The 20,399-nt window shown below is 52.7% G+C and carries 16 protein-coding genes; 10 read left to right on the plus strand and 6 right to left on the minus strand.

What is annotated here, in order from left to right:
- Positions 1 to 125: 125 nt before the first annotated feature.
- Both clpA and clpS read right to left on the minus strand, forming a co-directional pair.
- A complete protein-coding gene (gene clpA / locus OGY19_RS15945) occupies positions 126 to 2,402 on the minus strand; it encodes an ATP-dependent Clp protease ATP-binding subunit ClpA (protein ID WP_048212056.1) in 2,277 nt (758 codons plus the stop codon).
- Between the two features lie 30 nt (positions 2,403 to 2,432).
- Positions 2,433 to 2,753: an ATP-dependent Clp protease adapter ClpS gene (gene clpS, locus OGY19_RS15950; protein WP_005128368.1), complete on the minus strand. Its 321-nt coding sequence runs from the start codon at positions 2,751 to 2,753 to the stop codon at positions 2,433 to 2,435.
- A gap of 322 nt (positions 2,754 to 3,075) precedes the next feature.
- Here clpS and cspD point away from each other — a divergent pair, with 322 nt between their 5' ends.
- The gene (gene cspD / locus OGY19_RS15955) at positions 3,076 to 3,300 is read left to right on the plus strand and encodes a cold shock-like protein CspD (protein WP_005128369.1); all 225 of its coding nucleotides are present in this window, start codon (positions 3,076 to 3,078) and stop codon (positions 3,298 to 3,300) included.
- An 84-nt stretch (positions 3,301 to 3,384) separates the two neighbouring features.
- Here cspD and macB read toward each other — a convergent pair whose 3' ends face one another.
- Both macB and macA read right to left on the minus strand, forming a co-directional pair.
- Complete coding sequence (macB, locus tag OGY19_RS15960; RefSeq protein ID WP_115602263.1) at positions 3,385 to 5,331, minus strand: macrolide ABC transporter ATP-binding protein/permease MacB; 1,947 nt, start codon at positions 5,329 to 5,331, stop codon at positions 3,385 to 3,387.
- A complete protein-coding gene (gene macA / locus OGY19_RS15965; RefSeq protein WP_048212058.1) occupies positions 5,328 to 6,443 on the minus strand; it encodes a macrolide transporter subunit MacA in 1,116 nt (371 codons plus the stop codon). The genes macB and macA overlap by 4 nt, the downstream gene beginning before the upstream one ends.
- Before the next feature lie 161 nt (positions 6,444 to 6,604).
- On the opposite strand from macA, the gene OGY19_RS15970 reads away from it, so the two are divergent.
- Entirely contained in the window at positions 6,605 to 7,555 is a 951-nt protein-coding gene (locus tag OGY19_RS15970; protein ID WP_115602264.1) for a VirK/YbjX family protein, read from the plus strand.
- Here OGY19_RS15970 and OGY19_RS15975 read toward each other — a convergent pair.
- On the minus strand, positions 7,552 to 9,210 hold the full coding sequence (locus OGY19_RS15975; RefSeq protein ID WP_048212060.1) for an ATP-dependent endonuclease: 1,659 nt from the start codon (positions 9,208 to 9,210) through the stop codon (positions 7,552 to 7,554). The genes OGY19_RS15970 and OGY19_RS15975 overlap by 4 nt on opposite strands.
- Positions 9,211 to 9,574: 364 nt before the next feature.
- On the opposite strand from OGY19_RS15975, the gene aqpZ reads away from it, so the two are divergent.
- The 4 genes from aqpZ to hcr all read left to right on the plus strand — a co-directional run bounded on the left by aqpZ (position 9,575) and on the right by hcr (position 14,225).
- Positions 9,575 to 10,270 (plus strand): aquaporin Z, encoded by a 696-nt coding sequence (aqpZ, locus tag OGY19_RS15980; protein WP_048212061.1) that lies wholly within the window; start codon positions 9,575 to 9,577, stop codon positions 10,268 to 10,270.
- A gap of 268 nt (positions 10,271 to 10,538) precedes the next feature.
- Entirely contained in the window at positions 10,539 to 11,438 is a 900-nt protein-coding gene (locus OGY19_RS15985) for a LysO family transporter (protein WP_048212062.1), read from the plus strand.
- 155 nt (positions 11,439 to 11,593) lie between these two features.
- Positions 11,594 to 13,246 (plus strand): hydroxylamine reductase, encoded by a 1,653-nt coding sequence (hcp, locus tag OGY19_RS15990; RefSeq protein ID WP_048212063.1) that lies wholly within the window; start codon positions 11,594 to 11,596, stop codon positions 13,244 to 13,246.
- Positions 13,247 to 13,256: 10 nt separating this feature from the next.
- On the plus strand, positions 13,257 to 14,225 hold the full coding sequence (hcr, locus tag OGY19_RS15995; protein ID WP_048212064.1) for an NADH oxidoreductase: 969 nt from the start codon (positions 13,257 to 13,259) through the stop codon (positions 14,223 to 14,225).
- An 87-nt stretch (positions 14,226 to 14,312) separates the two neighbouring features.
- Here the strand turns inward: hcr and OGY19_RS16000 are convergent, their stop codons facing one another.
- Positions 14,313 to 14,747 carry a DoxX family protein gene (locus tag OGY19_RS16000; RefSeq protein WP_115602265.1) on the minus strand — a complete coding sequence of 145 codons (435 nt, stop codon included), beginning with the start codon at positions 14,745 to 14,747 and terminating at the stop codon, positions 14,313 to 14,315.
- A gap of 153 nt (positions 14,748 to 14,900) precedes the next feature.
- On the opposite strand from OGY19_RS16000, the gene poxB reads away from it, so the two are divergent.
- The 4 genes from poxB (at position 14,901) to OGY19_RS16020 (ending at position 20,328) form a co-directional block, all read left to right on the plus strand.
- A complete protein-coding gene (poxB, locus tag OGY19_RS16005) occupies positions 14,901 to 16,619 on the plus strand; it encodes a ubiquinone-dependent pyruvate dehydrogenase (protein ID WP_048212066.1) in 1,719 nt (572 codons plus the stop codon).
- Between the two features lie 155 nt (positions 16,620 to 16,774).
- Positions 16,775 to 17,776, plus strand: coding sequence for a low-specificity L-threonine aldolase (gene ltaE, locus OGY19_RS16010; protein ID WP_286596793.1), 1,002 nt, complete (start codon positions 16,775 to 16,777; stop codon positions 17,774 to 17,776).
- Positions 17,777 to 17,786: 10 nt separating this feature from the next.
- Positions 17,787 to 19,217 carry an SDR family oxidoreductase gene (locus OGY19_RS16015; protein WP_115602425.1) on the plus strand — a complete coding sequence of 477 codons (1,431 nt, stop codon included), beginning with the start codon at positions 17,787 to 17,789 and terminating at the stop codon, positions 19,215 to 19,217.
- Between the two features lie 97 nt (positions 19,218 to 19,314).
- The gene (locus tag OGY19_RS16020; RefSeq protein WP_115602266.1) at positions 19,315 to 20,328 is read left to right on the plus strand and encodes a 3-beta-hydroxysteroid dehydrogenase; all 1,014 of its coding nucleotides are present in this window, start codon (positions 19,315 to 19,317) and stop codon (positions 20,326 to 20,328) included.
- Positions 20,329 to 20,399 lie beyond the last annotated feature (71 nt).

Below are 20,399 nucleotides of genomic sequence, written 5' to 3' on the forward strand. Positions count from 1 at the left end.
AATCTCCCTTACGCAGGCTTATTTTTTGCCTGCCGTTTAAACTTTCCGAGTCCCCCCAATTCAAATCACTAATTTCAGGCGAAAAAAAACCGGGCATTACACCCGGTTTATCATGTAATTAGAAATTAATGGGCAGCTTCTGGCTTGTGCTTTTGCGCACTCTGGAAACCATAGGTCAGCTCATTTTTTTCTTTGTCCAGTGCGACGGTAACCTGACCGCCATCCACCAGCGAACCAAACAGCAATTCGTTGGCCAATGGTTTTTTCAGGTTGTCCTGAACCACTCGCGTCATCGGACGTGCGCCCATTGCGCGGTCGTAGCCTTTTTCCGCCAGCCAGTTACGTGCTTCCTGACTCACTTCCAGAGAGACACCTTTCTGATCCAGTTGAACCTGCAGCTCGACAATAAATTTATCCACCACCTGATGAATCACCTCAGTAGAGAGATGATCGAACCAGATAATGTTGTCGAGGCGGTTACGGAATTCCGGCGTAAACACTTTTTTGATTTCGCCCATCGCATCAGTACTGTTGTCCTGATGAATAAGCCCAATCGATTTACGCTCAGTTTCACGTACCCCGGCGTTGGTCGTCATCACCAGCACCACGTTGCGGAAATCCGCTTTACGCCCGTTATTGTCGGTCAGCGTACCGTTATCCATCACCTGCAGCAGCAGGTTGAAGACGTCCGGGTGCGCTTTTTCGATTTCATCCAGCAACAGTACCGCATGAGGATGTTTAATCACCGCATCGGTCAGTAAACCACCCTGATCAAAACCGACATAACCCGGAGGCGCACCAATCAGGCGGCTGACGGTGTGGCGCTCCATATATTCGGACATATCAAAACGCAGCAGCTCAATGCCGAGCGCTTTGGACAGTTGTACCGTGACCTCGGTCTTACCAACGCCAGTCGGCCCGGCAAACAGGAACGACCCGACCGGTTTATGCTCGTGTCCCAGACCAGCACGGCTCATTTTGATCGCTTCGGTCAGTGCTTCAATGGCTTTATCCTGCCCGAATACCAGCATTTTCAGACGGTTGCCCAGATTTTTCAGCGTATCACGATCGCTCTGCGAAACGCTCTTCTCCGGGATCCGCGCAATGCGGGCCACGACGGACTCGATATCTGCCACGTTGACGGTTTTCTTGCGCTTGCTGACCGGCATCAGACGCGCACGTGCGCCCGCTTCATCAATCACGTCAATCGCTTTATCCGGCAGATGACGATCGTTAATGTATTTCACCGCCAGTTCGACCGCTGCACGTACCGCTTTGGCGGTGTAGCGAACATCATGGTGCGCTTCGTACTTCGGTTTCAGACCGTTGATGATCTGCACGGTCTCTTCCACTGACGGCTCAGTGATATCGATTTTCTGGAAGCGACGCGCTAACGCACGGTCTTTCTCAAAGATATTGCTGAACTCCTGATAAGTGGTAGAACCTATCACACGGATTTTCCCGCTGGAGAGCAGCGGCTTGATCAGATTAGCCGCATCCACCTGGCCGCCCGATGCCGCACCCGCACCGATAATGGTGTGGATCTCATCGATAAACAGAATGCTGTTGGTATCCTGTTCCAGTTGTTTCAGCAGCGCCTTAAAGCGTTTTTCAAAATCGCCGCGGTACTTGGTACCAGCCAGCAGCGAACCGATATCCAGAGAGTAAAGGGTGCAATCAGCCATCACTTCCGGCACGTCGCCCTGGACGATACGCCAGGCGAGACCTTCGGCAATGGCGGTTTTACCGACACCAGACTCTCCCACCAGCAGCGGGTTGTTTTTTCTGCGACGGCACAGGACCTGAATGGCGCGCTCCAGCTCTTTGTCCCGGCCAATGAGCGGATCAATTCCGCCCACACGGGCAAGCTGGTTAAGGTTAGTCGTGAAGTTCTCCATACGGTCCTCCCCGCCAGCTTGCTCTTCGTTATTTGGCTGATTTCCTGAGTCAGAAGATTGACTCGGTTCGTCTTTACGCGTGCCATGAGAAATGAAATTCACCACGTCCAGGCGACTGACTTCATGCTTACGCAGCAGATAGGCCGCCTGTGACTCCTGCTCGCTAAAAATAGCGACCAGCACATTCGCGCCGGTCACTTCATTGCGCCCGGAAGACTGAACATGAAAGACAGCGCGTTGCAAAACACGCTGAAAACTCAACGTCGGCTGCGTGTCGCGCTCTTCTTCGCTGGCAGGCAATACGGGTGTGGTTTGTTCAATGAAGGCTTCGAGTTCCTGACGGAGCGCCACCAGATCCACAGAACACGCTTCCAGCGCTTCGCGGGCCGATGGGTTACTGAGCAACGCCAGTAACAAGTGCTCGACGGTCATAAACTCATGTCGGTGCTCGCGCGCTCTGGCGAAAGCCATGTTTAAACTGAGTTCCAGTTCTTGATTGAGCATAGGCACCTCCCCCAATATTTATGCCTGCATTCAGGCTTTTTCCAGCGTACACAGCAACGGATGCTCGTTTTCCCTCGCATATTTGTTCACCATCGCCACTTTGGTTTCAGCAACCTCGGCGGTAAATACGCCACAGATGGCTTTACCTTGATAGTGAACAGCAAGCATCAGTTGCGTTGCACGTTCTACATCATAAGAAAAGAATTTTTGTAACACGTCAATAACAAACTCCATCGGAGTGTAATCATCATTGACTAATATCACTTTATACATAGATGGCGGTTTTAGCGCGTCGCGCAATTTGTCTTCCGCCAGCTGTTCGAAATCCAGCCAGTCGTTCGTCTTACCCATTGTCAGTCGTCATCTTCAGTTACGGTTACCGGCAGAATAACTTGCCGCTGACAAGAGCCTATGCGCACAATCAATCTACCTCAAGTATTAGATAACTATCATCTATCAGTGCCATCCGCGACATCTGTCACATATCCGACAATAGCGTTAACTGCTTCAAATTTTGATGCATTTTTACCCTATTCCACCTGCCTGGCGCTTGACGCCTCGCCTGATTTCTCTAAATTGTAGTTTCGAGAGTTGGCGAGGTTTTGAACAGCCCCCACTCCGCCACCGGTTCATTCCATCTTACTTATATAAGATTTACGAAGGATGTCGAAGTATGGAAACGGGTACTGTTAAGTGGTTCAACAATGCCAAAGGGTTTGGTTTCATCTGCCCCGAAGGCGGTGGTGAAGATATCTTCGCCCATTACTCCACCATTCAGATGGATGGTTACAGAACGCTAAAAGCCGGACAGTCTGTCCAGTTTGATGTCCACCAGGGGCCAAAAGGCAATCATGCCAGTCTTATCGTGCCCGTCATTGAAGCAGAAGCTGTCGCATAGCTCTTCTGTCTCATTGTGTACATCCCGCAGACAAAATGCCAGCCCCTAAGGCTGGCATTTTTATTTCTTATGCAATACAACGCGTTATTCTCGTGCCAGAGCATCAACGGGATCCAGACGCGCTGCATTACGGGCCGGAAGCCAGCCAAACAAAATTCCGGTGGCGGTTGAACACAGGAAAGCCGTTAGCAGCGCGACAGGAGAGAAACCAATTTCCCACCCGGGCAGGAACAGCTGTAACGTAAAGGCAATTAACATCGACAAACTGATGCCGAGCGCGCCGCCCACCAGACACACCAGCACAGCCTCAATTAAGAACTGTTGTAACACATCGCTGGCCCGCGCACCCACGGCCATCCGAATACCGATTTCACGCGTACGCTCTGTCACCGATACGAGCATAATGTTCATCACACCGATCCCGCCCACCACCAGCGAAATCACCGCCACCAGCGTCAGAAAGAGCTGTAATGTACGTGTGGTTTTTTCGGCGGTTTTCAAGATGCCATCCATGTTCCAGGTGAAGAAATCTTTTTTGCCATGACGCAGCGATAACAGACGGGTGAGTTGCTGCTCGGCCTGGGCGCTATCAAAACCCTCTTTTACCCGCACGGTAATAGAGTTTAACCACGATTGCCCCATGATCCGCCCTGACATGGTGCTGTATGGCAGCCAGACGCGCAGGATCTTGCTGCTGCCAAACATCGATTGTTTTTCTTCCGCGACGCCAATAACGGTGGCTGGCATATTTCCCACCAGAATAACCTCACCCACCACTTTTGCTTTGCTGGGGAACAACTGACGTCGGGTATTGCTGTCGAGCACCACCACCTGCGCCCTCCCCGCCAGCTGTTCTGCATTAAAGGTGGCGCCTTCACTGAACGTCATGCCATAGACGTTGAAGTAATCACCGCTAACGCCGTTTGCGCTGGCGGCGACATCAATATTGCCATAGCGCAGGCGTAGGTTCTTCGATACCGCAGGCGTAACGGAACTGACCCAGGGTTGCTTCTGAATCGCGACTAAATCGTCATACTTCAGCGCCTGCTGATATTGTGGGTCGTCATCACCGAAATCTTTGCCCGGATAGATATCGATAGTATTCGTACCAATCGCCCGGATGTCTGCCAGCACCAGCTGTTTTGCCGCATCGCCCACCACCACAATCGACACCACCGAAGCGATACCGATGATAATACCCAGCATTGTGAGCAGTGTACGCATCTTGTTGGCGGCCATGGCCAGCCATGCCATGGTCAATGCTTCACGAAAACCGCTGACAAACTGGCTCCAGCCAGAAGCCGTCGTCACCGTTGGTTCATCAATATCACGTCCGGCAGTGGGCTTTTGTGGTGGTGGATTACGCACAATCTCGCCATCACGAATTTCAATGACACGTTCTGCCTGGGCGGCAACCTGGCTGTCGTGCGTGACGATAATTACCGTATGCCCGCGATCGCGTAGCTGATGCAGAATAGCCATCACCTCTTCGCCGGAGTGGCTGTCCAACGCGCCAGTGGGTTCATCGGCCAGAATAACCTGACCACCGTTCATCAACGCACGCGCAATACTGACACGTTGCTGCTGACCACCGGAAAGCTGGGAAGGCTGATAATCAACCCGGTCGCCCAATCCCAGGCGCTGAAGTAATTCCTGAGCACGCGCCAGACGCTGCTTACGTTCAGTCCCGGCATACACCGCCGGGACCTCTACGTTTTGTGCCGCCGTTAAATGTGACAGCAAATGATAACGCTGGAAGATAAAGCCGAAATGCTCACGCCGCAGTTGCGCTAACGCATCGCTATCCAGTGTAGAAACATCCCGCCCCGCAACCCGATAGGTTCCACTGGTCGCCTTGTCCAGGCATCCCAGAATGTTCATCAGCGTCGATTTACCCGAGCCTGACGCCCCGACAATCGCCACCATTTCACCGGCCTGGATGCGCAAGGAAACGTCCTTTAATACCTCGACCTGTCCCTCGCCTGACGGGTAACTGCGGCGGATATTGCTCAACTCAAGCAATGCCGTCATTGTGCTACTCCCGCTTTACCCTCACCGGTGATAACTTCATCACCCTCTTCCAACCCTTTCACAATCTCTACGTCGGTATCATTACGGGCACCGATGACCACCTCGCGCTCGCGGGTTTCACCATTGCGCAGCAGCCTGACGTTATAGCGGTTGTTGCCAATAGGATCGCCCAACGCCGACAGCGGGATCGTCAGTACATTTTTAACGTCTGTGAGCTGGATGTGCACCTGCGCGGTCATATCAAGGCGCAGGATACCTTTCGGGTTAGGCACTTCGAAGCGGGCGTAGTAGAAAATGGCGTCATTCACCTTCTCAGGCGTCGGAAGGACATCTTTGAGCACGCCTTCATACCGTGTCTGCGGATCGCCCAGCACAGTGAACCAGGCTTTTTGGCCTGGCTGCAGGTGAATAACATCTGCCTCGGAGACCTGCGCTTTTACCAGCATGGTGCCCATATCTGCCAACGTCAAAATGTTGGGCGCTTGCTGGGCGGCAATCACGGTTTGCCCCTGGAGGGTGGTGATTTGCGTCACTTCACCCGCCATTGGCGCGACGATTCGCGTGTAATCGAGGTTCGTTTTTGCCGTATCAAGGGAAGCCTGATTACGCTTAATTTGTGCATCAATAGTGCCAATCTGTGCCTGCTTGACCGCCATTTCGGTCGCTGCCGTGTCGAGATCCTGCTGCGAAACCGCCTGCGTTTTCGCCAGTTGTTGCTGACGAGAAAGCGTTACGCGCGCCAGTTTCCACTCAGCTTCGGCCTGTAAACGCTGAGCCCGCAGCTCCATGAGCGTCGCTTCTACTTCTTTGATTTGGTTTTGCGCCTGCTCAGGATCGATAACGCCGAGCAACTGATCTTTTTTAACTTTATCGCCGATGGCTACTGACAGCGTTTTTAACTGCCCACTCACTTGTGCACCAACATCAACTTTGCGTAACGCATCCAGTTTCCCGGTAGCCAGCACACTTTGCTGGAGATCGCCTGGACGTACAATTAACGTTTGATACTGTGGTAGTGGCGCATTAAGCGTTCGCCAAAGTGAAATCATCGCCACAATAATGATGATGGCGAGCAGAAAATAACGTTTTTTAATTTTTCCCTTGAGCTTCATAAATGTCCCAGTGTCCCCCAATACGCCTACCAGAGTGGAGTGATAACCATCAACGATAAATTAACAGACGTTGAAAAGTGCAAAGAATAACAGAGTTATTGATGAACCGTTAAGGTCCACTGTGCTGAAATTGGTATCAGAGTATCTATTGGATTGTTATTATGAGCCAGCTAACAGAAAGCACTTTTCATTCTTCCAGACCCGCCACAAGTTTTAGTCTTTTTTGTCGTCTGACAACCGGACAATGGCGGCCAGGTAAATTTTGGCATCAACGAAGCTTTCGCCGTAAGTTTGTATGGCGCTCATTGCTGATGCCACGATTAACACGTGAATGGATGGCTGAGCTGGCGCAATGGCCGGATCTCGAAAAAATTCTCGCGATCCAACCCCGTATACCGGTTCGCCTGCATCGCGCGTATCTCGCAGTAAACCTTGACCGTAAAACAAAACTCGATGCTGTGCGTTTTCATTACAATGTTATTCGCAACGCTTTTTCATCGACAGAATTTAATGATTATTTAAGTGCCGATGGGTTACAACTGGCACAAGTTGAAGGCAAAGACAGCGCAATATACACCATTATAATGTCATCATTTATTGCCCTGGATAAAGAAGGTGAAAGTACCATTCTTGTCCGTAATAGTGAGGGCGAGACATTAGCAGAAATGACCTTCACCCTGTGCAACTATGAAGGGCGCAGCGCGCTTTTTATTGGTGGCTTGCAGGGGGGTAACCGATTAATGCCGCACGAAGAAATTCAAAAAGCGACAAAATCATGCCATGGTTTGTTTCCTAAACGTATTGTAATGGAAGCTATTTGTCGTTTTGCAGAACAATTGAATATTGAACAAGTACTGGCCGTCAGCAATGACCAGCATATTTTTCGCAGCCAGCGTTACCATGATAAAAACAAGGTTATTCTTTCTGACTACAATTCATTTTGGGAGTCAGTTGGCGGCGAATGTGACAGCAATGGCTACTATCATATTCCGCGTACGCTGGCGCGTAAAAGCGAAACAGATATTGCCAGTAAGAAGCGCGCGGAATATCGCCGCCGCTATCAGTTACTCGACAGTATCCACTCGCAGTTATCAGTCATGTTCCGCCGCTAATCCGCTCGCCCGCGTGCTAACCACAGCACGCGGGAGAACATTTTCCGCAGCAACGTTGGCACCGCTTCAACACCGCGTCGCCCCGCTTCCATCGCCACTTCAATCGCCAGATCCGGTTTTGACGAGCGATGGATCGCCTTCGCTATAATTTTCCGCATATTCATCGGCACATTTTCCGGTATTTGCGCCACCCGATGAAAAACGTCCGAGAACCCCTGGCGGTACATAAAGTGTTCCATATCCAGCGCAGGTAACATGGTCAAATGCTCGCGCTCTTCCTCTTTGTCATCGTTCAGCAGGCTGCGTACCGTGGCCGCATACTTTTTCCCCGCCTCATCGCCATCGACCAACACATGCCACTCAATTCCCATCCGGCGGGCAAACTTCACCAGGGGTTTAAGCCCTGACTGGGCAAATTCAATGACTTTAATCCCTTCGGCATCAAAGTGATGCCCACACTGACGAGCCAGTTCGTTAATGACCCATGTTTCTGTTTCTCCCTCCACCAACAGCCAGCAACGGGCAAACAGTGAAGACGCCCGATTAAAACGGATATGGAAGGCAATGCGCCGCCCATCTTCCGCATTGAGTCCTCCCGGTCCCAGTCGCCAGGCCGCGACGCGGGAAGATTCTCGAACCAAACGGACCACATGTTCAACGGGCGTAAGCGATAACAGTTCACCAGAGTTGGTCGTCGTCACCCGCTGTAGGGGAAGCAGATTCAACAGTTGCCAGGCAACAGACAACATAATGGGGTGTAAGCGCGTTTCAGGATCCTCTACCAGTAGCAACGGACGAGCATCTTTATCCAGTCTTAGCGACCCTTTGGCCTGTAACAGCGTAGAAAACAGTCCCAGCAGAATCACACGGTGCGTGCGCCCTCCGGGTTTATCAATCATACGGTTGATAATATCCAGATAACGCCAGCTGCGTTGCTCGTTGTTGGAGCGTCGGCGCATCAGACGATAGCGGGATTGACCGGAACCTTGTTCTGAAAAGTAGTGCTCCAGCAGTTGAACCATCGCCGAAAGCCCCTGGCGAATCTGCCCATCTGTCAGATTCTGCGGTCGGGTGGCCAACTCACGTGCCATAAAATCCAGTTGACGCGCAGTCACTTCAACATCCGCGGAATCCGGCACCGTTCCATTACGGATGCGCCGCATAAAACGCGCATCACGTAAACGTAATACTGGCATCAAACGCACCAGATGACGCGCCTGATCGTTAATATTGTCGATGGGTAATGGGTGGCCTTCGCCATCAAGAAAACTGCGTAATGTCAGGACGCTGCCGTCATCAGCGCACTCGCCTTCCAGCCGATAAAATATACGGTGATAGTTATCATGGCACGGCGACCAGCACGCTTCTAACGGGCGATATCGACGCACACGATGGCGACCCGGTTGAGATTCACGAAATGTCAGGACAATATGCAGATGATGTTCCCGGCCCTGGATGTCACCCGGCGGGAACCAGAAATCTTCGCGGTTAAAGTGGTACAAATCCGACTCTGGCGACAACAGCAGGGTTAACGCATCCAGCAGGCTGGACTTACCCCACGCGTTTTCCCCAATCAGCACGTTGTTTTGCTCCAGCATCAACGACAGCCGATTAATACCACGAAACCCAACAATCTCAACGCGTTCGAGAATCATATAGCCTCCGGAAATGCTCACTTTTTCCTTCAAGTTATCAGGAGTATAACGGTAAGCGGGCGCTCAGAACACCCGATATCATCCGCAGATAAATCGAAAGAGTTAAGAATATTCTCTTTAAAAATTACTTTTGAATATAATTTCAGACGTCAATCATCAGACTTCTGATAACTGAACTATGCTTTATTCACCTGAACTCCAAAAAGGATTCGCATCACATTGCCTTAAATCAAATTTTTTTATTAATTTAAGTGGCGAAGGGATGAGATTTTTTTCTAGAATAAGCGCGTTTTAATCATCGTCCCTTTTAGCGATGAAATACCGGGATAGAAAAACTAACCCGGAACTTTTAATTGAGGTGGTTATGTTCAGGAAATTAGCAGCCGAATTCTTCGGCACGTTTTGGCTTGTTTTTGGCGGGTGTGGTAGTGCCGTTCTGGCCGCGGCTTTCCCGGAGTTAGGTATTGGGTTTGCCGGTGTCGCCCTGGCCTTTGGTCTGACAGTATTAACCATGGCATTCGCTGTGGGTCATATTTCAGGTGGCCATTTTAACCCAGCAGTGACATTCGGTTTATGGGCTGGTGGTCGCTTCCCGGCGAAAGACGTTATTGGTTATGTTATTGCTCAGGTTGTGGGCGGCATTGTAGCAGCAGCAGTACTTTATCTTATTGCCAGCGGCAAAGCCGGTTTTGATGCAGCAGCCAGTGGCTTCGCCTCAAACGGTTACGGTGAGCATTCACCTGGCGGGTATTCCATGCTTTCTGCCATCGTAATTGAAATCGTCCTGACCGCAGGTTTCTTATTAGTGATCCACGGTGCGACCGATAAACATGCTCCGGCAGGTTTTGCGCCAATTGCCATCGGTCTTGCATTAACGTTGATTCACCTGATCAGTATCCCGGTCACCAATACATCCGTAAACCCGGCTCGTAGTACTGCGGTTGCTATCTTCCAGGGTGGCTGGGCATTACAACAGCTTTGGTTATTCTGGGTTATGCCGATTATCGGCGGGATCGTCGGCGGTCTTATTTACCGCACCCTGCTGGAAAAACGCGATTAATCGCTAACAACAAGGCCTGATGAATTGTCAGGCCTTTTTTTCCTCGCTATATTTCCTTTTATTTGCAACTTTACTCCCCTCTTTGCTTTCAGTAGTGTGTATATCCGTCATACTTCAAGTTGCAGATGTGTTGACTGCGCTCGCTCCCCCCAGCTACGTACTTATGTACGCTCCCGGGGATTCACTCCCTTGCCGCCTTCCTGCAACTTGAATTATTTAGGTTATAGTTGTGCATTTCGTCTTACTTCTCAGCAAGGATCGGGGTTTCATGTTCTCAGGGCTGTTAATCATTCTGGTACCCCTTATTGTGGGTTACCTCATTCCGCTTCGACACAGAGCCGCATTAAAACTTATCAATCGGCTGTTGAGTTGGATCGTCTACCTTATTCTCTTTTTTATGGGGATCAGTCTGGCATTTCTGGATAATCTCGCCAGTAATCTGTTATCCATTCTTTATTATTCTGCCGTTAGTGTGACGGTCATTCTGCTGTGTAATATCGCAGCGCTGCTGTGGCTGGAGCGCTCACTCCCCTGGCGACACAGCCACCAGCAAGAGAAGCTCCCCTCCCGGATCGCGATGGCGCTTGAGTCGCTACAGCTTTGCGGCGTCGTGGTGCTGGGTTTTCTGTTGGGTCTTAGCGGATTGTCGATGCTGCAGCACGCGACCGAAGCCAGCGAATATACGCTGATCTTTTTATTATTCCTGGTCGGGATCCAACTGCGAAACAGCGGTATGACATTAAAGCAGATTGTACTGAACCGTCGGGGCATGATTGTTGCCGTGGTCGTGGTGGCCAGTTCTCTGCTGGGCGGCGTCATCAATGCGCTGATCCTCGGCCTGCCGTTGAAAACAGCACTGGCGATGGCATCGGGTTTTGGCTGGTATTCCCTGTCAGGCATTCTGTTGACCGAATCATTCGGTCCAGTAATTGGCAGCGCCGCCTTCTTTAACGACCTGGCGCGTGAGTTGATTGCCATTATGCTGATCCCTGGACTGGCGGTCCGCAGCCGTTCAACCGCATTGGGTCTTTGCGGGGCGACGTCAATGGATTTCACGCTGCCCGTGTTACAACGCAGTGGCGGTCTGGAGATGGTTCCCGCAGCCATTGTGCACGGCTTTATTCTGAGTCTGTTAGTGCCACTGTTAATGGCCTTTTTCTCCGCCTGATACACAGACAAATACCTCTCTGGCGGTAGTCAGCTACCGCCAAAATTGCGCTAAATCAATCTCCCTGCAAGTTGTAGCAGAAATCCCTTTAATCCCTTCGCGCGCAGGCATAACCTTAAACATGTATATCAAATATAACTTTAAAAGGTGTGACCATGTTTTGTGTGCAATGTGAACAAACCATCCGTACTCCGGCAGGAAACGGCTGCTCTTACGCGCAGGGTATGTGCGGTAAAACGGCTGAAACCTCCGATCTGCAGGATCTGCTGATTGCTGCCCTACAAGGTCTGTCTGCATGGGCTGTTAAAGCACGTGAATACGGCATCATCGACCATGAGGTTGATAACTTTGCGCCGCGTGCATTCTTCTCCACGCTGACCAACGTGAACTTCGATTCCCCGCGTATTGTTGGCTATGCTCGTGAAGCTATCGCCATGCGCGATGCACTGAAAGCGCAATGCCTGAACATTGATGCTAACGCAACTGTTGAAAACCCGATGGCCGACCTGCAACTGGTCAGCGACGATCTGGGCGACCTGCAACGTCAGGCCGCTGAATTCACCCCGAACAAAGACAAAGCGACCATCGGCGAGAATATCCTCGGCCTGCGTCTGCTGTGTCTGTACGGTCTGAAAGGTGCGGCAGCTTACATGGAGCACGCACACGTTCTCGGCCAGTACGACAACGATATCTACGCTCAGTACCACAAAATCATGGCGTGGCTGGGTACCTGGCCTTCCGATATGAATGCTCTGCTGGAGTGTTCAATGGAAATCGGCCAGATGAACTTTAAAGTGATGAGCATTCTGGACGCCGGTGAAACCACGAAATACGGTCACCCGACCCCAACTCAGGTCAACGTAAAAGCAACCGAAGGGAAGTGCATTCTGATCTCCGGTCACGACCTGAAAGATTTGTACAACCTGCTTGAGCAGACTGAAGGCACCGGTGTTAACGTTTATACCCACGGTGAAATGCTGCCGGCGCACGGCTACCCGGAGCTGCGTAAGTTCAAACACCTGATCGGTAACTACGGCAGCGGCTGGCAGAACCAGCAGGTTGAATTTGCTCGCTTCCCTGGCCCAATCGTCATGACCTCTAACTGCATCATCGACCCAACCGTTGGCGCATATGATGACCGCATCTGGACCCGTAGCATCGTCGGTTGGCCGGGTGTGAGCCACCTCGAAGGTGATGACTTCGGTCCGGTTATTGCTCAGGCGCAGCAGATGGCTGGCTTCCCGTACAGCGAAATTCCGCATCTGATCACCGTTGGTTTCGGTCGTCAGACGCTGCTGGGTGCAGCTGATACCCTGATTGACCTGGTGAGCCGTGAAAAACTGCGTCACATCTTCCTGGTTGGCGGCTGCGACGGCGCACGTGGTGAACGTAACTACTTCACCGATTTCGCCACCAGCGTACCGGACGACTGCCTGATCCTGACTCTGGCCTGTGGTAAATACCGTTTCAACAAACTGGAATTCGGCGATATCGAAGGTCTGCCGCGTCTGGTCGATGCCGGTCAGTGTAACGATGCCTACTCTGCCATTATCCTGGCGGTCACGCTGGCGGAGAAACTGGGTTGTGGCGTGAACGATCTGCCGCTGTCTCTGGTGCTCTCATGGTTCGAACAGAAAGCGATTGTTATTCTGCTGACCCTGCTGTCGCTGGGCGTGAAAAACATCGTGACTGGCCCGACTGCGCCTGGCTTCTTCACGCCAGATCTGCTGGCAGTTCTCAACGAGAAATTTGGTCTGCGTTCCGTGACCACCGTTGAAGAAGACATGAAGCAACTGCTGAGCGCGTAAGGAGTAAAGAATGACAATGCCAACTCATCAGTGCCCATGGCGGATGCAGGTTCATCACATCCATCAGGAAACGCCGGATGTATGGACAATTTCGTTGCTGTGCCACGACTATTATCCGTACCGCGCCGGGCAGTATGCACTGGTCAGCGTACGTAATTCAGCGGACACGCTGCGTGCTTACACCATTTCTTCAACGCCGGGCGTTAGCGAATACATTACGCTGACCATCCGCCGCATTGACGAGGGTGCAGGTTCGCAGTGGCTGACCCGTGACGTGAAGCGCGGCGACTACATCTGGCTGTCCGATGCCATGGGTGAATTTACCTGTGAAGATAAAGCAGAAGACAAGTTCCTGATGCTGGCTGCCGGCTGTGGCGTAACGCCAATCATGTCGATGCGTCGCTGGTTGGCGAAGTACCGTCCACAAGCCGACGTGCAGGTGATTTTCAACGTTCGCTCGCCAGAAGATGTCATCTTTGCCGATGAATGGCGTGAATATCCGGTGACATTAGTCGCTGAAAACAATGCCACTCAGGGTTTTGTTTCCGGCCGACTGACCACCGAACTGCTGAAGAACGTCCCGGATCTGACCTCACGTACCGTGATGACCTGTGGCCCGGCTCCGTATATGGATCTGGTCGAAAAAGAAGTGAAAGCGCTTGGCGTAACACGCTTCTTTAAAGAGCAGTTCTTCACACCTGTTGCCGAAGCCGCCACCAGTGGTCTGAAGTTCACCAAGCTGCAACCCGCACAAGAGTTCTATGCGCCGGTGGGCACGACGCTACTGGAAGCACTGGAAAGCAACAAGGTTCCGGTCGTTGCCGCATGCCGTGCAGGCGTTTGCGGCTGCTGCAAAACCAAAGTGGTTGACGGTAACTACACGGTCAGCAGCACCATGACGCTGACCGATGCGGAAATTGCGGAAGGTTACGTTCTGGCTTGTTCCTGTCATCCGCAGGGTGATCTGGTACTTGCGTAAAGAGTCATTGCCGGATGGCATACTTATCCGGCCTACAAGAACCGTTGTAGGCCGGACGGAGTATTAATACCGTCATCCGGTCATTTATCACCGCCAGGCTGAATTGCCGCCCAGGGCATATTTTCCCGCGCCCAGGAACGCCACCGCCATCGCGCCAACAAAAAAGTACACCAGACTTTCAATCGCCCATGCACCGGTTTTATCCAGTGTCCAGGTTTCGCCCATCCCGACCATCAGCCACGCCACAATCATTGTAAACGCCAGCCCTAATGCCGCCGGGCGTGTCAGGATCCCAAGAATAATCAGACACGGCGCTACAACCTCTCCCAGCAGAACGCCGTACGCAATAAAGCCCGGGAAACCTTTCGCTATCAGCATGCCGCTGATGCCATCAATACCCGCGAACAGTTTATGCAGCCCATGAAACAGCATCAGTCCACCGACAGCAAGGCGTAACAAAAACTTGCCAAAATCTTCGTGAGCCAGTACCCGGTTAACTGTATTTAATAGTTTTATAACCATTTGAATTTATTCCTTGTTTCACCATGTGCAATTAACAAACTACGCTTAATACAGATTAAATGAAACCTGCCGGAAATAAGGGGTAATGAGAAGCATAACGATTATCTTCATCTAAACTTGTAACCGGTATCACATTAGAGGAGAAGGAAAACCATGAAACAAACGGTTGCCGCTTTTATTGCTAAAACACTCGAACAAGCTGGCGTTAAACGTATTTGGGGTGTGACGGGAGACTCGCTCAATGGCCTTAGTGACAGTCTGAATCGTATGGGCACGATTGACTGGATGCCAACCCGCCATGAAGAGGTTGCCGCTTTTGCCGCGGGCGCTGAAGCGCAGTTGACGGGCGAACTGGCCGTCTGTGCCGGCTCGTGTGGGCCAGGCAACCTGCACCTGATCAACGGCCTGTTTGATTGCCACCGCAACCATGTCCCGGTGCTGGCGATTGCCGCGCATATTCCCTCCAGTGAGATAGGCAGCGGTTATTTTCAGGAGACCCACCCGCAGGAGTTGTTCCGCGAATGTAGCCACTATTGCGAGCTGGTTTCCAGCCCTGAGCAGATCCCCCAGGTGCTGGCTATAGCTATGCGTAAAGCGGTGCTCAACCGTGGCGTCTCCGTGGTGGTATTACCCGGCGACGTGGCGCTGAAGCCCGCCCCTGAAAGCGCCACCACGCACTGGTATCATGCGCCGCTCCCGGTAGTCACCCCGGAAGAAGAAGAGCTGAGAAAACTGGCGCAACTGCTGCGCTACTCCAGCAATATCGCCCTGATGTGCGGCAGCGGCTGCGCCGGTGCGCATAAAGAGCTGGTTGAGTTTGCGGCTAAAATCAAAGCCCCGATTGTTCACGCCCTGCGTGGGAAAGAGCATGTTGAGTACGACAACCCGTACGACGTGGGTATGACCGGGTTAATTGGCTTTTCATCCGGCTTCCATACCATGATGAATGCCGACACGCTGGTTTTGCTCGGCACCCAGTTCCCCTATCGCCCGTTCTACCCCTCTGATGCCAAAATTATTCAGATTGATATCAATCCCGCAAGCATTGGCGCACACAGCAAAGTGGATATGGCGCTGGTAGGCGATATTAAATCCACGTTACGTGCCCTACTGCCTCTGGTGGAAGAGAAAACCGAGCGGCAGTTCCTGGACAAAGCGCTGGAGCACTACCGCGAGGCGCGCAAAGGGCTGGATGATTTAGCCAAACCCAGTGATAAAGCCATTCACCCGCAGTATCTGGCACAGCAAATCAGCCACTTTGCCGCTGACGACGCCATCTTCACCTGCGACGTGGGCACGCCAACGGTTTGGGCGGCACGCTATCTGAAAATGAACGGCAAACGCCGCCTGATTGGATCCTTTAACCATGGGTCGATGGCCAATGCCATGCCGCAGGCGCTCGGCGCACAAGCGACCGAACCGGGACGCCAGGTCGTCGCCATGTGCGGTGACGGCGGCTTTAGCATGCTGATGGGCGATTTTCTGTCGGTTGTGCAAATGAAGTTACCGGTGAAGATTATTGTCTTCAACAACAGCGTGCTGGGATTTGTGGCGATGGAGATGAAGGCTGGCGGTTATCTGACCGACGGCACCGAACTGCACGACACGAATTTCGCGCGGATTGCCGAGGCCTGTGGCATCACGGGCATTCGCGTGGAGAAATCCTCAGAGGTTGATGAGGCGCTGCAACGCGCCATGTCAATCGATGGTCCGGTTCTGGTCGATGTTGTTGTGGCGAAAGAAGAGCTGGCAATCCCGCCGCAGATCAAGCTCGAACAAGCCAAAGGTTTTAGCCTGTATATGCTGCGCGCAATCATCAGCGGACGCGGTGATGAAGTGATCGAACTGGCGAAAACTAACTGGCTCAGGTAAAACATCCTTATTAAACCACACACAAAATCATTCATGATGCATCAAGGCGGCAAGCCCGAAAATCCCCAGGAGCATAGGAATACTATGTGACTGGGGTTTGAGGGTGAGGCCAACGCCGAGGCAGCTTGAAGGATGAAGTGTAATAAGGAGATACCATGATTGATTTACGCAGTGATACCGTCACCCGACCCAGTCGCGCCATGCTCGAAGAGATGATGGCCGCCCCGGTCGGGGACGACGTCTACGGTGATGACCCTACCGTTAATGCCCTCCAGCAATACGCAGCCGAGCTTTCTGGCAAAGAAGCCGCAATTTTCTTACCTACCGGCACTCAGGCGAACCTGGTGGCCCTGCTCAGCCATTGTCAGCGCGGCGAAGAGTATATCGCCGGTCAGGGCGCGAATAACTATCTCTACGAAGCGGGTGGCGCAGCGGTGCTTGGTAGCATTCAACCGCAACCCATTGATGCCGCTCCGGATGGCTCCCTGCCGCTGGACAAAGTTGCAGCAAAAATCAAAGCAGACGATATCCATTTTGCCCGCACCCGTCTGCTCAGCCTGGAAAACACGCATAACGGCAAAGTGCTGCCGCGCGAGTATCTGAAAGAGGCCTGGGAATTCACCCGGGAGCGCAATCTTGCCCTGCACGTCGACGGCGCGCGTATTTTTAACGCCATCGTCGCCTATGGCTGTGAGCTTAAAGATGTCACGCAATACTGCGACTCGTTCACCATTTGTCTTTCCAAAGGTCTGGGAACGCCGGTAGGCTCGCTGCTGGTCGGCAGCCACGAGTACATCAAGCGTGCCATTCGCTGGCGCAAAATGACCGGCGGCGGAATGCGCCAGGCGGGTATTTTGGCGGCGGCCGGACTGTATGCGCTGAAAAATAACGTGGCGCGTTTGCAGGAAGACCATGACAACGCCGCCTGGATGGCGGAGCAACTGCGCGAAGCAGGGGCGGACGTCATGCGCCACGACACCAACATGCTGTTTGTTCGTGTTGGCGAAGAGCACGCTGCCGCGCTGGGCGAATATATGAAAGCACAGGGGGTGCTGATTAACGCCTCCCCGATTGTGCGCCTGGTGATGCATCTGGACGTATCGCGTGAACAACTTACCGAAGTCGTCGCCCACTGGCGCGCTTTTTTAACCCGCTAAGGAGATGGGCGTGCCGCAACGGATTTTGGTTCTTGGCGCCAGTGGTTACATTGGTCAGCATCTGGTACAGGCGCTCAGCCAGCAAGGGCATCAGGTGCTGGCTGCGGCACGCCGCATTGAACGGCTGGAAAAGCAGCAACTGGCCCACGTCAGTTGCCATAAGGTCGATTTAAACTGGCCAGAAAACCTTACGCCGTTGCTGACCGGCGTTGATACGGTTTATTACCTGGTCCATGGCATGGGTGAAGGCGGTGATTTTATCGCCCACGAACGTCAGGTGGCGATGAACGTGCGCGATGCGCTGCGTAATACACCGGTCAATCAGCTTATTTTCCTGAGCTCATTACAGGCTCCCCGGCATGAACAATCCGATCATCTGCGTGCGCGACAGATAACCGCAGATACTCTGCGTGAATCGGGCGTGCCAATGACGGAATTGCGTGCGGGCATTATCGTGGGGGCAGGTTCTGCTGCCTTTGAAGTAATGCGCGATATGGTTTACAACCTGCCGGTTCTCACCCCTCCACGCTGGGTACGCTCGCGTACCACGCCTATCGCGCTGGAGAATTTAATGTACTACCTGGTGGCGCTATTGGACCGTCCCACACAACATCACCGCGTACTCGAAGCCGCCGGGCCGCAGGTGTTGAGCTATCAGGAACAGTTCGAGCATTTTATGGCGGTCAGCGGTAAACATCGCCTGCTCATCCCCATCCCCTTTCCTACCCGCTGGATTTCGGTCTGGTTTTTAAACGTCATTACGTCGGTGCCGCCGACCACGGCCAAAGCGCTGATCCAGGGCCTGAAACACGACCTGTTAGCCGATGATACCGAATTACGTGCGCTGATCCCGCAAAAGCTGATTGCCTTTGATGACGCAGTGCGCAGCACGTTGAAGGAAGAAGAAAAACTGGTTAATTCCAGCGACTGGGGTTACGACGCGCAGGCGTTTGCCCGCTGGCGTCCTGAATATGGCTATTTCGCCAAACAGGCTGGCTTTAGCGTCGAAACCTCCGCCAGCAAAAAAGCGCTGTGGCAGGTAGTGAACCGACTCGGCGGCAAAGAGGGCTATTTTTTTGGCAATATTCTATGGAAGACGCGCGCGGCGTTGGACCTGCTGGTCGGCCATAAGCTGGCAAAAGGTCGTCCCGAACACCCACTGTTGCAAGTTGGCGACACCGTTGATAGCTGGAAAGTCATCATCGTTGAGCCGGAGAAACAGCTGACGCTGCTGTTTGGGATGAAAGCGCCGGGATTGGGTCGTCTGAGCTTCACACTGGAAGATAAAGGCGATCATCGACGCATTGATGTACGCGCCTGGTGGCATCCGCACGGTATGCCTGGCCTCTTCTACTGGCTGTTGATGATCCCCGCCCACCTGTTCATTTTCAGGGGGATGGCGAAGCGTATAGCCAAACTTGCAGAACAAATCACAGACTAATGATAAAAAGAGCCTGTATTCTTTCATGTTTCCCATTGCATACAGGCGTATTTCACGGAAGAATGCGCACGACGTTTTTTAAACACAGTGGATTGATATGAAGGTACTGGTTACCGGAGCCACCAGCGGCTTGGGCCGAAACGCGGTTGAATTTTTATGCAGCAGAGGCGTCAGCGTCAGAGCCACCGGTCGCAACGAAGCGATGGGCAAACTGCTGGAAAAAATGGGCGCAGAGTTTGTGCATGCGGATTTGACCGAGCTGGTTTCTTCGCAGGCAAAAGTGATGCTTGCCGGCATCGACACGCTGTGGCACTGCTCCAGTTTTACCTCACCGTGGGGAACTCAGGAAGCCTTCGATCTGGCTAACGTTCGCGCAACTCGCCGCCTGGGCGAGTGGGCCGTGGCCTGGGGCGTTCGCAACTTCATTCATATCTCCTCGCCGTCGCTCTATTTTGATTATCATCACCATCGCGATATCAAAGAGGACTTTCGTCCGCACCGCTTCGCCAATGAATTTGCCCGCAGCAAAGCAGCTGGCGAAGACGTGATCGCGTTGCTGGCGCAGGCCAACCCGCAGACGCGTTTTACGGTATTGCGTCCGCAAAGCCTGTTCGGACCACACGATAAGGTCTTTATCCCGCGCCTGGCCCATATGATGTACCACTATGGCAGCATCCTGTTGCCGCACGGCGGAAGTGCGCTGGTAGATATGACCTACTACGAAAATGCGGTGCACGCGATGTGGCTGGCAAGTCAGCAAGCCTGCGATAAGCTGCCTTCAGGTCGCGCGTACAACATTACCAACGGCGAGCATCGCACTCTGCGCAGCATTGTGCAGAAGCTCATCGACGAGCTGAATATTGATTGTCGGATCCGCTCAGTTCCCTACCCGATGTTGGACATGATTGCCCGCAGCATGGAACGTTTAGGCAATAAATCGGCAAAAGAGCCAAAGCTGACGCATTACGGCGTCTCGAAGCTAAATTTTGATTTTACGCTGGATACTACCCGCGCTCAGGAAGAGTTGGGTTATCAGCCCGTTGTGACGCTGGATGCAGGGATTGAACGTACCGCGGCCTGGCTGCGCGACCACGGTAAGCTGCCGCGTTAACCATTGCCGGATGGCGGCGCAAGCGCCTTATCCGGCCTACAAAAAACCAGCCCAAATTAGCCGTAGGCCTG

Origin of the sequence: Citrobacter sp. Cy070, from assembly GCF_030332245.1 — a bacterium.
GTDB lineage: Bacteria > Pseudomonadota > Gammaproteobacteria > Enterobacterales > Enterobacteriaceae > Citrobacter > Citrobacter youngae.